12 protein-coding genes are annotated in these 14572 nt (G+C 70.6%); 11 read left to right on the forward strand and 1 reads right to left on the reverse strand.

Annotation, left to right across the window (positions count from 1 at the left end; all coding sequences use genetic code 11):
* Nucleotides 1-36: 36 nt before the first annotated feature.
* From mnmA to HBB12_RS21880, 11 genes are all read left to right on the forward strand, one after another.
* Entirely contained in the window at nt 37-1185 is a 1149-nt protein-coding gene (mnmA, locus tag HBB12_RS21830) for a tRNA 2-thiouridine(34) synthase MnmA (protein ID WP_236991274.1), read from the forward strand.
* 118 nt (nt 1186-1303) lie between these two features.
* Entirely contained in the window at nt 1304-1957 is a 654-nt protein-coding gene (locus HBB12_RS21835; RefSeq protein WP_236991275.1) for a class I SAM-dependent methyltransferase, read from the forward strand.
* Nucleotides 1954-2790 (forward strand): TVP38/TMEM64 family protein, encoded by an 837-nt coding sequence (locus HBB12_RS21840; protein WP_236991276.1) that lies wholly within the window; start codon nt 1954-1956, stop codon nt 2788-2790. The genes HBB12_RS21835 and HBB12_RS21840 overlap by 4 nt, the downstream gene beginning before the upstream one ends.
* 178 nt (nt 2791-2968) lie before the next feature.
* Complete coding sequence (locus HBB12_RS21845; protein ID WP_236991277.1) at nt 2969-4405, forward strand: sensor histidine kinase; 1437 nt, start codon at nt 2969-2971, stop codon at nt 4403-4405.
* Between the two features lie 45 nt (nt 4406-4450).
* Nucleotides 4451-5347, forward strand: a complete 897-nt coding sequence (locus HBB12_RS21850; RefSeq protein WP_236991278.1) for a LysR substrate-binding domain-containing protein — start codon at nt 4451-4453, stop codon at nt 5345-5347.
* 457 nt (nt 5348-5804) lie between these two features.
* A complete protein-coding gene (locus tag HBB12_RS21855; RefSeq protein ID WP_236991279.1) occupies nt 5805-6554 on the forward strand; it encodes an SDR family NAD(P)-dependent oxidoreductase in 750 nt (249 codons plus the stop codon).
* Nucleotides 6555-6565: 11 nt separating this feature from the next.
* Nucleotides 6566-7414: a transketolase gene (locus HBB12_RS21860; RefSeq protein WP_236991280.1), complete on the forward strand. Its 849-nt coding sequence runs from the start codon at nt 6566-6568 to the stop codon at nt 7412-7414.
* Nucleotides 7411-8442: a transketolase family protein gene (locus tag HBB12_RS21865; protein WP_236991281.1), complete on the forward strand. Its 1032-nt coding sequence runs from the start codon at nt 7411-7413 to the stop codon at nt 8440-8442. Before HBB12_RS21860 ends, HBB12_RS21865 begins: the two co-directional genes overlap by 4 nt.
* Entirely contained in the window at nt 8433-9326 is an 894-nt protein-coding gene (locus HBB12_RS21870; protein WP_236991282.1) for an NAD(P)-dependent oxidoreductase, read from the forward strand. The genes HBB12_RS21865 and HBB12_RS21870 overlap by 10 nt, the downstream gene beginning before the upstream one ends.
* A 358-nt stretch (nt 9327-9684) precedes the next feature.
* Nucleotides 9685-10698 (forward strand): TRAP transporter substrate-binding protein, encoded by a 1014-nt coding sequence (locus tag HBB12_RS21875; protein WP_236991283.1) that lies wholly within the window; start codon nt 9685-9687, stop codon nt 10696-10698.
* Between the two features lie 13 nt (nt 10699-10711).
* The gene (locus HBB12_RS21880; RefSeq protein WP_236991284.1) at nt 10712-12592 is read left to right on the forward strand and encodes a TRAP transporter large permease; all 1881 of its coding nucleotides are present in this window, start codon (nt 10712-10714) and stop codon (nt 12590-12592) included.
* A 350-nt stretch (nt 12593-12942) separates the two neighbouring features.
* On the opposite strand, the gene xseA is transcribed toward HBB12_RS21880, so the two are convergent.
* On the reverse strand, nt 12943-14505 hold the full coding sequence (xseA, locus tag HBB12_RS21885) for an exodeoxyribonuclease VII large subunit (RefSeq protein ID WP_236991285.1): 1563 nt from the start codon (nt 14503-14505) through the stop codon (nt 12943-12945).
* Nucleotides 14506-14572: the final 67 nt, after the last annotated feature.

Raw genomic sequence — 14572 nt, forward strand, 5'->3', positions numbered from 1 at the left:
TGCCGGAGCCGCCCCGAGACACCCCCTCGCACGGTCATGAACTCGCTCGATCTGCACAAGGCCCCGGAAGACACCCGCGTCGTGGTGGCGATGTCCGGGGGCGTCGATTCCTCGGTCGTCGCCGCGCTCCTGAAGCGCGAGGGCTACGACGTGGTCGGAATCACGCTGCAGCTCTACGACCACGGCGCGGCCACGCATCGCCGCGGCGCCTGCTGCGCCGGCCAGGACATCCACGATGCCCGCCGCGCCGCCGAGACCATCGGCATCCCGCATTACGTCCTCGACTACGAGGACCGCTTTCGCGAAGCGGTGATCGACCGCTTCGCCGACAGCTATCTCCAGGGCGAGACGCCGATTCCCTGCGTCGAGTGCAACCGCTCGATCAAGTTCCGCGACCTGCTCACCACCGCCCAGGACCTCGGCGCCGACGTGCTGGCGACCGGCCACTACGTCGCGAGCCGGGCGCTGGCGCATGGCGGCCGCGCCCTCCACCGTGCCCTCGATCCGGCCCGGGACCAGAGCTACTTCCTGTACGCGACGACCGCCGAGCAGCTCGACCTCCTGCGCTTCCCCCTCGGCGAGCGGCCGAAGGACGAGACCCGGGCGCTGGCCAAGGAATTCGGCCTCTCGGTCGCCGACAAGCCCGACAGCCAGGACATCTGCTTCGTGCCGCAGGGGCGCTACCAGGACGTGATCGCGCGGCTGCGGCCCGACGCGGTGCGCCCGGGCGAGATCGTCCATCTCGACGGGCGGCGGCTCGGCCGTCACGACGGCATCATCGGCTTCACGGTCGGCCAGCGCCGCGGCCTCAACGTGGCGGCGGGCGAACCGCTCTACGTCGTGCGCCTGGAGCCCGGCGAGGCCCGGGTCGTGGTCGGCCCCCGCGAGGCGCTCGCCACCTCGGTCATCCGGCTCGCGGATCCGAACTGGCTCGGCGACGCTCCGCTCGCGGCCTCCCGCGACCTGCCCGTGGCGGTGCGGGTGCGCTCGACCCGCGAGCCCCGCCCCGCCCTCCTCGCCTGGAACCCGGACACGGCATCGGCCGAGATCACGCTGGCGACCCCCGAGGACGGGGTGTCGCCGGGCCAGGCCTGCGTCATCTATGCCGATGACGGGCCCCGGGCACGGGTTCTCGGCGGCGGCACCATCCGGCGGGTCGCGGCGGACAGCCTGGCGGCGGCCTGATCCGACCCCGGCCCTCGCCCCTGCCGATGCGATTTTTTCGAAGATTTCCCGCGGAAACCGTACCACACACGCGCGCATCGACGCTCGCGCGGCGATCGAACTCGGAGAGATGACGGACATGCTGAGCGAGCCGCGGGAGGCGGGGCCCACCACCGCCTTGATGCGCAAGGCCTATGCGCGCTGGGCGCCGGTCTACGACGTGGTCTACGACAAGCTCACCGAGCCGGCGGCGCGGGACGCGGTCGAGGCGGCATTGGTCGGCGGGCGGCGGATCCTGGAGGCCGGCGTCGGCACCGGCCTGTCGCTCGGCTACTACCCGAAGGATGCCGAGGTCTACGGCGTCGACCTGTCCGAGGACATGCTCCGCCGAGCCAACCGCAAGGTGGCGCGGCGCGGGCTTTCCCACGTCAAGGGCCTCCAGGTCATGGATGTCTGCCGCCTCGGCTATACTGACGCGAGCTTCGACGCGGTGGTGGCGCAGTTCCTCATCACCCTGGTGCCCGACCCGGAAGGGGCGCTGGACGAGTTCCTGCGGGTGACGAAGCCCGGCGGCATGATCGTGCTCGCCAACCATTTCGGCCAGGACCGCGGCACCGTCGCCAAGGTCGAGGAAATCGTCGCGCCGCTCTGCGAGAAGATCGGCTGGAGCTCGGCCTTCAAGGCCGCCCGGATCGAGGCCTGGGCCAAGAGCCGCGGCGTGACCTTCCTCGGCGTGCGCCCGACCTTCCCGGGCGGGTTCTTCAAGATCCTGCGCATGCAGAAGCCCGGGTGAGCGCGCCGATCCGGCCTGACGAGCCCCCGTCCGGCGAGGACGCCCTCCCCTCGGAGGCAGGCCCGGAAGCCGTGGCGGCCCCGGCCTGGCGCGGATGGCTGCGGGTGCTGCCGCTCGTCGCCCTGGTGGCCCTGTCGCTGGGCCTGCTGGTCGGAGGCATCACCCGCTGGTTCAGCCTCGACCAGCTCCTCGCCTCCCGGGCCTATGCCAAGGCCTGGGTCGCGGAGGGATTCTGGCGCGCCTATGCCTGCGCGTATCTCGCCTATGTCGCCACCGTGATCGTGTCGCTGCCGGTTTCGGTGGTGATGACGACCCTGTGCGGCTTCCTGTTCGGGCCGGTCGCCGGCGCGTTGGTGTCGATCTCGGCCGCCACCACCGGCGCCGTCGTGGTGTTCTCCATCGGCCGCACCGCGGCGGGCGAGGTGCTGCTGCGTCGCGCCGGCTCGCGGCTGGGGCGCCTCGCGGAGGGCTTTCGCCGCGACGCCTTCTCGTACGTGATGGTGTTGCGGCTCCTGCCGGTCTTCCCGTTCTGGATGACCAACCTGGCGCCCGCGATCTTCGGCGTGCGCCTGCGGACCTTCGCGCTCGCCACCCTCATCGGCATCAGCCCCGGCGCCTTCATCTACGCCTCGGCCGGTGCCGGAGTGGAGAACGTCGTGGCGGCCCACCAGGCGGCGAAGGAGGCCTGCCTCGTTGCCGGCGGCATCGCCTGCGACGCCGCCCTGTCGCTGCGGGCCATCGTCACGCCGCAGCTCGTCGCCACCCTGCTCGGCCTCGGCGCCCTGGCGCTGCTGCCGGTCGCCTGGCGACGCTGGCGCGGCAATCCCGGCTGAACCTCACCCCCGACACGATCACGCGCAATCCTTTGGCTGGCGTCTGGATTTTTTTCGATCCGGGGATAGCTTCCTGTCGCTCCCCATGCGTGAGGGGGGGCCGAGGTCGGCGCGGGCGTGTTAGTGTCCCGTTGGCCGGGGTATCGGGACCCATCGGACGAGCGAGGACGTCGAGACCGTGCATTGGGCCGATGACGCGGCGAGCCAGGGTGGCCTCCGGCGTCTCGCCGGCCGGGTCGGGCTGTCCGGTCGCCTGCTGCTGCTCACGGTGGTCTTCGTCCTCATCGCCGAGGTGCTGATCTACGTCCCCAGCGTCGCGAGCTACCGGCGCTCCTGGCTCTCCGACCGGGTCGCCGCCGCGCAGGTCGCCGCCCTGGTGCTCGACGCCGCGCCCCAGCAACGGGTCTCGGACGACCTTGCCAAGCGCCTCCTGATGGGCGTCGGCGCCCGAGCCATCGCCCTCAAGGCCGGCGGGGCGCGCCGCCTCCTCAACCTCACCCCGATGCCGCCCGAGGTCGGCGAGACCGTCGACCTGCGCGATTCCGGCTGGATCGACAGCATCGGCGGCGCCTGGCGCACCCTGACCCAGGCGAACCCCCTGCCGCTGCGGGTGGTCGGCCACGGCATGGAGGGGGTCGATTTCGTCGAGCTGGTCCTCGATCCCGCCCCGTTGCGCCGGGCGATGATCGCGTTCTCGGGGCGGATCCTGCTGGCTTCGCTGGCGATCTCCGGCATCACCGCCGGCCTCGTCTTCCTGGTGCTGCAGCTCTCGATCGTCCGGCCGGTGCGGCGGCTGGCTCGCAACATCGCGACCTTCGCGGAGGATCCCGAGGATCTGTCGCGGCGGATCGCTCCGTCCTGGCGCAGCGACGAGATCGGCGCCGCCGAGACGGCGCTCGCCCGGATGGAGACCATCCTGTCGGACGAGCTGCGCCAGAAGCGGCGCCTGGCCGATCTCGGCCTCTCGGTGAGCAAGATCAACCACGAGCTGAGAAATCTCCTCACCACCGCGCAGCTTCTCGTCGACCGGCTGGAGCACGTCGCCGATCCGGGGGTGCAGCGCGTCGCGCCCCGCCTCGTCGGGACGCTCGGCCGGGCGATCCGCTACTGCGAAGCGACGCTCGCCTACGGTCGCGCCGCCGAGCGGCCGCCCGAGCGCCGGACGATGCCGCTGCGGCCGATTCTTCGCGACGCCCTCGACCTCGCCGGGATGGCACCGGGCGCCGCCGTCACCATCGAGGACCGCACGCCCGACGATCTGAGCGTCGATGCCGATCCCGACCAACTGTCGCGGGTGCTGGTGAACCTCGTTCGCAACGCCGTCCAGGCGATCGGCCTCGCGGGGGCCAGCGAGGGGGTACCGCGCGTGACGATCGAGGCCGAGCGCCGGGGCACCGCCGTCACGATCCTCGTCACCGACAACGGCCCCGGCCTGCCGGAGCGGGCCCGGGCCCATCTGTTCGAGGCGTTCCAGGGCGCCAGCCGCTCCGGCGGCACGGGGCTGGGACTTGCGATCGCGGCCGAGCTGGTGCGGCTCAACGGGGGAAGCCTGAGCCTCGACGAGACCCACACCGGCGCGCGGTTCCGGATCACCCTGCCCGACCGGGAGGAGTGAGCGCGACGGTTGCCAATGCGCGGGTCGACGCCGCATCGTAGCGCCATGTCCCTGCGCGTCCCCCTCTCCGCCGTCCGCTCCTTCGAGGCCGCGGCGCGCCGCCGCTCCTTCAAGGATGCGGCGGCGGAGCTGAACCTGACCGCGAGCGCCGTCAGCCACGCCATCCGCAAGATGGAGGCGTCGCTCGGTGTCACCCTGTTCGAGCGCCAGGGCCAGGGCGTGGTGCCGACCGCCGCCGGCGAGGCACTGCTGGAGCATGTCGGCCGCGCCTTCGACGAATTGCATCGCGGGCTCGACCTCGTGGCGGCGCGAGGCCCTCAGCTCCTGCGCCTGCACTGTGCGCCGAGCCTCGCGGCGCAATGGCTGACGCCGCGCCTCGCCCGCTTCCTCGCCGCCAATCCCGGTTTCGAGGTGCGGCTCGCCGCCGGCATGGACTATGCCCGTTTCGTCGGCGACGAGTTCGACGCCGACCTCGTCTACGGCCCGCCCCGGGGCGAGGGGCTGGTGACGGTGCCGCTCTGCACCGAGACGGTGATGCCGCTCTGCGACCCCGATCGGGCCGCCCGCATCCGCACGCCGGACGACCTCCTGGACCAGGTTCTGATCCAGAGCGACAACAAGCAGGTGCGCTGGCCGCTCTGGTTCGCCCGCAACGGGTTGCCGGCGCCCCGCCCGCTCGGCGTGCGCTTCGACCGCAGCTTCCTCGCCATCGCGGCCGCCGCCGACGGGCTCGGCGTGGCGCTCGAATCGACCCTGCTCGCCGAGCGCGAGATCGCCAGCGGGCGCCTCGTCGCGCCGTTGCGGGGCATCGCACAGGACATCACGTATGTCGGCCACCACCTCGTCTATCCGGCGACCACGCGACGGCGCGCGCCGTTGCGGGTCTTCGCCCGCTGGCTGGCGCAGGAGATGAATATCGTGCTGCCGGAGGATCTGACGTGAATTGAAGGAAATTACTATCTCATCCGCAGATTTATCTTAAAAAAACCGTCTGAGCAGATTGATATTTTGAATAATAAATTGGAGGATGAGAAATCCAAATCCCCACCTCATCCTGAGGTGTTAGTCGATCGAAGATCGACTAACCTCGAAGGAGGGCTCCAGGTACCGCCGCGACCTCTGGAGCCCTCATCCTGAGGTGTCAGTCCATCTCCGATGGACTGACACCTCAGGATGAGGTTGCGGATGGGAGAAAGACGGGTACGCCGCCGCGCTGCCCCTTCAGGTGAATCTCATTCACCTCCACCTGCAATTTCCGCGTTTGCCCCACCTCCTCTCGCCGGGCACTCTGCCGGCAACGAGACGAGGGAGGCACCGTCGAGGACGGGCGGCGAAGCGGGGGTGAGACCCTCGCCGCCGATGTCACTCCCTCGTGCACGAACGAGCCTGGGAGGACGACATGCTGCTGACCGACAAGGTGTGCCTGATCACCGGCGCCGCTTCGCTGCGGGGCATCGGCCGCGCCACCGCGCAGCTCTTCGCCAGCCACGGCGCCAAGGTGGTGATCCTCGATCTCGATGCCGGCCAGGCCGAAGAGGCCGCCCGCTCGCTCGGCGAGGGCCACCTGGGTCTTGCCTGCAACGTCACCGACAAGGCCGCCTGCCAGGCCGCCGCCGACGAGGTGGTGTCGCGCTTCGGGCGCATCGACGTGCTGATCAACAATGCCGGCATCACCCAGCCGCTGAAGTTCATGGAGATCGAGCCCGGCAATTACGACGCGGTGCTCGACGTCAACCTGCGCGGCACGCTCTACATGAGCCAGGCGGTGGTGCCGCAGATGCGCAAGCAGCAATCCGGCTCGATCGTCTGCATGTCGTCGGTCTCGGCGCAGCGCGGCGGCGGCATCTTCGGCGGCCCGCATTACAGCGCCGCCAAGGGCGGCGTGCTGGGCCTCGGCAAGGCGATGGCCCGCGAGCTCGGCCCGGACACGGTGCGGGTCAACAGCATCACCCCCGGCCTGATCCAGACCGACATCACCGGCGGCAAGCTCACCGACGAGCTGAAGGTCGAGATCGCCAAGGGCATCCCGCTCGGCCGCCTCGGCGTCGCCGACGACGTCGCCAATGCCTGCCTGTTCCTGGCCTCCGACCTCTCCTCCTACATCACCGGCGCCGTCATCGACGTGAACGGCGGCATGCTGATCCACTGAGGACGACCATCATGCCTGCCACAGAACCCGGGCGGAACGGCCCGTCGCTGGCCGAGCGCGCCTACCGCATCCGCCGCAACGCCCTGCTGATGGGCGAAGTGCAGGGCCAGGGCTACATCGCCCAGGCGCTGGGCATCGCCGACGTGCTGGCGGTGTCGTACTTCCACGCCATGCGCTACCGGCCGGACGATCCGGAATGGGAGGGGCGCGACCGCTTCCTGCTCTCGATCGGCCACTACGCCATCGCGCTCTATGCCGCGCTCCTCGAGGCCGGGATCCTGCCCGAGGACGAGCTGACGAGCTACGGCGCCGACGACAGCCGCCTGCCGATGTCCGGCATGGCCGCCTACACCCCCGGCATGGAGATCACCGGCGGCTCCCTCGGCCAGGGCCTGGCGCTCGCGGTCGGCTTCTGCCTGGGCTTGAAGCGCAAGAAGTCGGATTCGTTCGTCTACTGCCTGATCTCCGACGGCGAGCTCGGCGAGGGCTCGATCTGGGAAGGCGCCTGGTCGGCGAGCCACTGGAAGCTCGACAACCTGATCGCCATCGTCGACGTCAACAACCAGCAGGCCGACGGCCCGGCCTCGCAGGTCACCGGCTTCGAGCCGGCGGCGTCGCGCTTCGAATCCTTCGGCTGGCACGTCCAGCGGGTCGACGGCAACGACATCGACGCCCTGGTCCAGGCCTTCGACGCGGCCAAGGCCTGCGCCGAACAGAAGCCCCGCATCATCATCTGCGACACCAAGATGGCGAAGGGCATCCCGTTCCTGGAGGCGCGCGAGCGCAACCACTTCCTGCGGGTGGAGCCGCAGGAATGGCAGGACGCGATCAAGATCCTGGATGCCGGGAGGCCCGCATGAAACGCTCGAAGTACACGCGCCCGGCCTGGCTCTCCGAGGCCAATACGGGCGAGCGCCTGACCACCTCGGCGATGATCGCCTCGCTCGCCGGACCCGACCAGCGCACCGCCCCGGCCCCGTTCGGCCATGCGCTCGCCAAGCTCGCCGAGGAGCGGCCGGAGATCGTCGGGCTCACCGCCGATCTCGGCAAGTACACCGACCTGCACATCTTCGCCCAGAAGCACCCCGAGCGCTTCTACCAGATGGGCATGGCCGAGCAGCTGCTGATCAGCGCCGCCGCCGGCATGGCCCGCGAGGGCTTCCAGCCCTTCGCCACCACCTACGCGGTGTTCGCGGCGCGGCGCGCCTACGACTTCATCTGCATGGCGATCGCGGAGGAGAACCTCGACGTCAAGATCGTCTGCGCGCTGCCGGGCCTGACCACCGGCTACGGCCCGAGCCACCAGGCGACGGAAGACATCGCGATCTTCCGCGGCCTGCCCAACATGACGATCCTCGACCCCTGCGACGCGCACGAGATCGCGCAGGCCGTGCCGGCCATCGCCGATCACAAGGGGCCGGTCTACATGCGGCTCCTGCGCGGCAACGTGCCCCTGGTGCTCGACGAGTACGGCTACAAATTCGAGCTCGGCAAGGCCAAGACGATCCGCGACGGCAACGACGTCCTGATCATTTCGACAGGCCTGATGACCATGCGGGCGCTCGAGGCCGCGGATGCGCTGAAAGACGACAGGATCGACGTCTCGGTGCTGCACGTGCCCACGATCAAGCCGCTCGACACGCAGACCATCCTGCGCGAGGCCGGCAAGGGCGGACGCCTGGTGGTGGTGGCCGAGAACCACACGGTCGTCGGCGGCCTGGGCGAGGCGGTGGCGGGGCTGCTGATGCGCTCCGGCACGGTGCCGAAGGCCTTCCGCCAGGTCGGCCTGCCGGACGAGTTCCTGGATGCCGGCGCCCTGCCGACCCTCCACGACCGTTACGGCATCTCGACCAGCGCCATGGTGCGGAGCATCCGCGAATGGCTGTAGGCACCGCGCATCCCGTCGCCTTCGTGGGCTTGGGCTCGATGGGCCTGCCGATGGCCCGCAACCTCGTGCGGCACGGCTTTCCCGTGCGCGGCTTCGACGTGCGGGCCGAGGGGCGGAGCGCCTTCGCGCAGTCCGGCGGGACTCCCGCCGCGACGATCGCCGAGATGGCCGACGGCGCCGGGACGCTGGTGCTGATGGTGGTCAATGCCGACCAGGCGGAGGCGGTGCTGTTCGGCGAGGGCGCCCTGGAGCGTCTCTCCGCCGACGCTGCCGTGGTGCTGATGGCGACCTGCCCGCCGGCTTCGGTGGCGGCTCTCGCCAAGCGCGTGACCGCGACCGGCCGGGCCTTCGTCGACGCTCCCGTCTCCGGAGGGGTCGTCGGCGCCGAGGCCGGGACGCTGACCATCATGGCGGCGGCCCCCGCCGCCGTGATCGCGCAGGTGCGGCCGCTGCTCGAGGCGATGGGCGACAAGGTGTTCCATGTCGGGCCAGAGCCCGGCCAGGGCGCCACCATGAAGGCGGTCAACCAGCTCCTCTGCGGGGTCAACCTCGCGGCGGCGGCGGAAGCCCTGTCGCTGGCGGCCAAGGTCGGCATCGACGGCGCGACGGCGCTGGAGATCGTCTCGGGCTCGTCCGCGTCGAGCTGGATGCTGCGCGACCGCGGGCCCCGGATGCTGGAGGAGACCCCGCGGGTCACCAGCGCGGTCGACATCTTCGTCAAGGATCTCGGCATCGTGCTGGAGGCCGGGCGCAGCGAGAAGGCGGCCCTGCCGCTGGCCGCCCTCGCGCATCAGCTCTTCCTCGCGGCATCGGGCCGTGGGGCGGGGGCCGAGGACGACAGCCAGGTGATCGGGTCGTACCGGGCGCTCAACGGAATGCAGTAGTTCAAGCACACGATCTGAGCGCTGCAATGTTTTTCGCAGCGCGTCGCGCGCATTCCCTCTCCCCGCGGGCGGGGAGAGGGCTTCGATGACCTTGCCGTCATCGAAGCGAGGCGGCAGCCGACGGTGAGGGGGTGCCTCCGGACGAGACTCTTCCGGAAACACCCCCTCACCCTCGCTCCGGCGATGCCTCCGCTTCTTTCGCCCCCGACAAGGGGGGCGAAAGCCTCTCCCCGCCCGCGGGGAGAGGGTAACACCCGCGCTTCACTCGGAATCCTGTAGCGACAGCTGTAGACGCAACCATCACATCCAGAGGCCGGCCCAACCGGCCCAGTTCCCCCCTATCCCCGAGGAAACCCCCATGAGCCACACCGTCTCCCGCCGTACCCTGCTAGCCGGTGCCGCCGCCTTCCCGCTGGCCACGGTCTTCACCCGGCCGGTCCGCGCCGCCGAGTTCGAGTACAAGCTCGCCACCGGCCAGGACCCGACCCACCCGGTCAACATCCGCGCGCAGGAAGCGCTGAACCGCATCCGCGAGGCCTCGAACGGCCGGCTCGACATCAAGCTGTTCCCGGCCAACCAGCTCGGCTCCGACACCGACCTGCTGTCGCAGGTGCGCAACGGCAGCGTCGAGTTCTTCAACCTCTCGACCTCGATCCTCTCGACCTTCGTGCCCGCCGCGGCTCTGCCGAATACCGGCTTCGCATTCAAGGATTACAACGACGTCTGGAAGGCGATGGACGGCGGTCTCGGGACGTATATCCGCGAGCAGATCGCCAAGACCCCGATCCAGACCGTGTCCAAGGTGTGGGACAACGGCTTCCGCCAGATCACCTCCTCGACCCGCGAGATCAAGGCGCCGGAAGACCTGAAGGGCTTCAAGATCCGCGTACCCCCGTCGCCGATGCTGACCTCGCTGTTCAAGGCGTTCGACGCCGGCGCCGCGCCGCTCAACTTCAACGAGCTGTACTCGGCATTGCAGACCAAGATCTTCGAGGGCCAGGAGAACCCGCTGGCGATCATCGCCACGACCCGGCTCTACGAGGTGCAGAAGACGTGCAGCCTGACCGGCCACGTCTGGGACGGCTACTGGATCCTCGGCAACAAGAAGGCCGTCCAGCGCCTGCCCGAGGACCTGCGCGCCCTCGTCACCCGTGAGCTCGACCGCTCGGGCGACGACGAGCGCGCCGACATCGTCAAACTCAACGACTCCCTGGTGAAGGACCTCGGATCGAAGGGAATCACCTTCATCGACGTCGACCGCCAGAAATTTCGCGATGCGCTCGGCCGCACGACCTTCTACAAGGATTGGAAGAGCAAGTACGGCGACGCGGCCTGGGAGCACCTCGAGGCGGTCTCCGGCAAACTGGCCTGAGGGAGGCTGAGAGATGCATGTCGACATCGCGACGGAGACGCCGGCCTTGCCGGCGGCCTCCGCCAATCGCGCCTGGGCGCGCACGCTCGACACCGCCCTCGGCCCGCTGATCGAGATCCCGGCCGCCCTCCTGGTGGTGGCCGAGGTGGTGGTGCTGCTGGCCGGCGTCGTCAGCCGCTACATCTTCCACTCGCCGATCGTGTGGTCGGACGAACTGGCCTCGATCCTGTTCCTGTGGCTGGCGATGCTCGGCTCGGTGGTGGCCTACCGCCGCGCCGAGCACATGCGGATGACGGCTTTGGTCAGCATGGCCTCGGTGAAGACCCAGGCCTTCCTGGAGGCGGTGGCGCTCGCCGCCGGCCTCGCCTTCGTGCTGATGCTGCTGCATCCGGCCTACGAGTTCGCGGCGGAGGAGGTCTTCGTCCAGACGCCGGCGCTCGAGATCACCAATGCCTGGCGCGCCGCCGCCCTGCCGGTCGGCTTCGGCCTGATGCTGGTGGTCGCGGCCCTGCGCCTGATCGAATGCGCCGACTGGCGCCACGCGGTCGGCGCGGTGGCCGTCACGGCCCTCGTCATCGCGGCGCTCTGGCTCGCCGAGCCGCTGCTGCGCGGCTTGGGCAACTGGAACCTGCTGATCTTCTTCGTGCTCGGCGTCGGCGCCCTCGTCTTCACCGGCGTGCCGATCGCCTTCGCGTTCGGGCTCGCCACCTTCGGCTACCTGATGCTCACCACCCGGGCCCCCGCCATGGTGGTGGTCGGGCGCATGGACGAGGGGATGAGCCACCTCATCCTGCTGGCCGTGCCGCTCTTCGTGTTCCTCGGCCTGCTGATCGAGATGACCGGCATGGCCAAGGCCATGGTGGGTTTTCTCGCCAGCATGCTCGGCCACGTCCGCGGCGGCCTGCATTACGTGCTGGTCGGCGCGATGTACCTCGTCTCGGGGATTTCGGGCTCCAAGGCCGCCGACATGGCGGCGGTGGCCCCCGTGCTGTTTCCCGAGATGAAGAAGCGCGGCGCCAAGGAGGGCGACCTCGTGGCGCTGCTCGCCGCCACCGGCGCACAGACCGAGACCATCCCGCCCTCGCTGGTGCTCATCACCATCGGGTCGGTGACCGGCGTGTCGATCACCGCGCTCTTCACCGGCGGCCTGCTGCCCGGCGTGGTGCTCGGCATCACGCTGTGCACACTGGTCTGGTGGCGCTACCGGGGCGAGGATCTCAGCCACGTCCGGCGCGCCACCAAGGGCGAGGTCCTGAAGTCCTTGGTCATCGCCTTCCCGGCCATCGCGCTCCCCTTCGTCATCCGCGCCGCGGTGGTGGAGGGTGTGGCGACCGCCACGGAAGTCTCGACCATCGGCATCGTCTACGCGATCCTCGCCGGCCTCCTGATCTACCGCCAGTTCGACTGGCGCCGGGTCTACCCGATGCTGGTCTCGACCGCCTCCCTGTCGGGGGCAATCCTGCTGATCATCGGGGCGGCGACCGGCATGGCCTGGGCGCTGACCCAATCGGGCTTCTCGCAGAGCCTCGCCGTGATGATGAAGAGCCTGCCCGGCGGCGCGCTCGGCTTCCTGGTCGTGTCGGCGGTGGCCTTCGTGATCCTCGGCTCGGTGCTGGAGGGCATCCCGGCGATCGTGCTGTTCGGCCCGCTGCTATTCCCGATCGCCCGCCAGGTCGGCGTGCACGAGGTGCACTACGCGATGGTGGTGATCCTGGCGATGGGCGTCGGCCTGTTCGCGCCGCCGTTCGGGGTCGGGTACTACGCGGCCTGCGCGATCAGCCGGATCCACCCCGATGCCGGCATCAAGCCGATCATCGGCTACATGACCGCCCTGCTGGTCGGCCTCGTGGTGGTGATCCTGGTGCCGTGGATCTCGATCGGCTTCCTGGGGTGATGCGATAGGGGTGTTCGCCGCCATCGTGGCGAATACCCCTGACAATGGGCCGCCACCATGCCCGGGCGGCGCAGAGCTGTCCGGCGACAGGAAATGGCGCGGGCTTCGCCTCTCCCCGCGGGCGGGGAGAGGGCCGACTACACCTTGTCGTGTAGTCGGCAAGCGGAGGCGCAGCCGGAGCGAGGGTGAGGGGGTGTTTCCGGATGAGACTCGTCCGGAAATACCCCCTCACCCTCGCCCTTCGGGCTCGCTGCTGACCCGACAAGGGGTCAGCAGCCCTCTCCCCGCCCGCGGGGAGAGGGGAAGCCCGCGGCATTTCCTGTCGCCGGACAGCCCTACGGCCCGCCGCCTCACCTCTCGAACAGCGATCCCTGCAAGGCGCCCGCCTCGGGCGCCTTTTTCGCGTCGGTCCCGCTCTCCTTGCGCCGGGCCGCCCGGCGCGGGGCCGGTCGCGCCGGAGACGGCGGGGTCTCGGGCGGAGCCGCGCCGTCGATCGTGGCGGCGACGCGCCCGTCGGCGAACTCCACTGTCACCTGCCCGGCCGCCCGCGCCGCCTCCGCCGCGCCGACCGGCCGGCCGGAGCCGTCGAGCACCAGCGCGTAGCCGCGGGCCAGCACCGAGCGGTAGTTGAGGCTGGAGAACAGGGCGGTCGCCCGCGACAGGCGGCCCGCGAGGCGTTCGAGGCCCTGGGCCGGCGCCCGGTCCAGCCGACGCGCCACCCCGTTCAGCCGCTCGCCCTGCACCGCCAGCACCCGCTCCAGGGCGTGGCGCGGGCGATGGTCGATCGCCGCCAGGCGCTCGCGAGCCCGGGCGAGGCGCAAGGACGGTGGATTGCGGGCAAGGCCCTGGAGCGCCCGGTTGAGGCGGCCTTGCGCGTCCCGCGCATTGGCGGCGAGCGCCGGCGCCAGGCGGGCTTCCGCGAGGTCCAGGCGCTGGCGCTTCTGGGCCAGCAGCGCCTCCGGGCCCGGCAGCGCGCGGGCGAGCCCGCGCAACTCGCCCCGGCGCTGGTCGACGAGACGGATCAGCGCGCCGGCATGGCGCCGGCTCAGGGAGTCGAGGTCGGCCAGCAAGTCGTGGAGCACCGGCACCGCCATCTCGGCGGCGCCGGTCGGGGTCGGGGCGCGCCGGTCGGCGGCGTGGTCGATCAGCGTGACGTCGGTCTCGTGCCCGACGGCGGAGATCAGCGGGATCGTGCTGGCGGCGGCGGCCCGCACCACGATCTCCTCGTTGAAGCACCACAGATCCTCGATCGAGCCGCCGCCGCGGGCGACGATCAGCACGTCCGGCCGCGGGATCGCGCCGCCGGGCTCCAGCGCGTTGAAGCCGTGGATCGCCGCCGCGATCTCTTCCGCCGCGCCCTCCCCCTGGACCCGCACCGGCCAGACCAGGACGGGGCGCGGGAACCGGTCGGCGAGCCGATGCAGGATGTCGCGGATCACCGCGCCGGTCGGCGAGGTGACGACGCCGACGACCGTGGGCAGGTAGGGCACCGGCCGCTTGCGCGCGGCGTCGAACAGGCCTTCGGCGGCCAGCAGCCGGCGGCGCTCCTCCAGGAGCGCCATCCAGGCGCCGGCCCCGGCGGGTTCGAGCGAATCGACCACGATCTGGTAGGCGGACTTGCCCGGATAGGTCGTGATCCGCCCGGTGACCACGACCTCCAGCCCCTCCTTGGGCTTGTGGCGCAGCCGCAGCATCGTGCCCTTCCAGATCACGGCGTCGATCTTGGCGCCGCCATCCTTGAGGCTGAAATAGGCGTGGCCGGAGCCGTGCGGGCCGCGATAGCCCGAGATCTCGCCCTTGAGGCGCACATGCCCGAACGCATCCTCGAGGGTGCGCTTGAGGGCGGTCGCCAGTTCGGTGACCGACCATTCGGGCACGTTGGCGATCGGGGCGGAGAAGGCGGAAGCGGACATCGGGCGCGAAGCTACCGCCTTCAGGACAGCCGCGGAAGGCCGCGCGGCCGCTTGAGCGGGCGCGTGA

The organism is Methylobacterium sp. SyP6R, assembly GCF_019216885.1.
Lineage (GTDB): Bacteria > Pseudomonadota > Alphaproteobacteria > Rhizobiales > Beijerinckiaceae > Methylobacterium.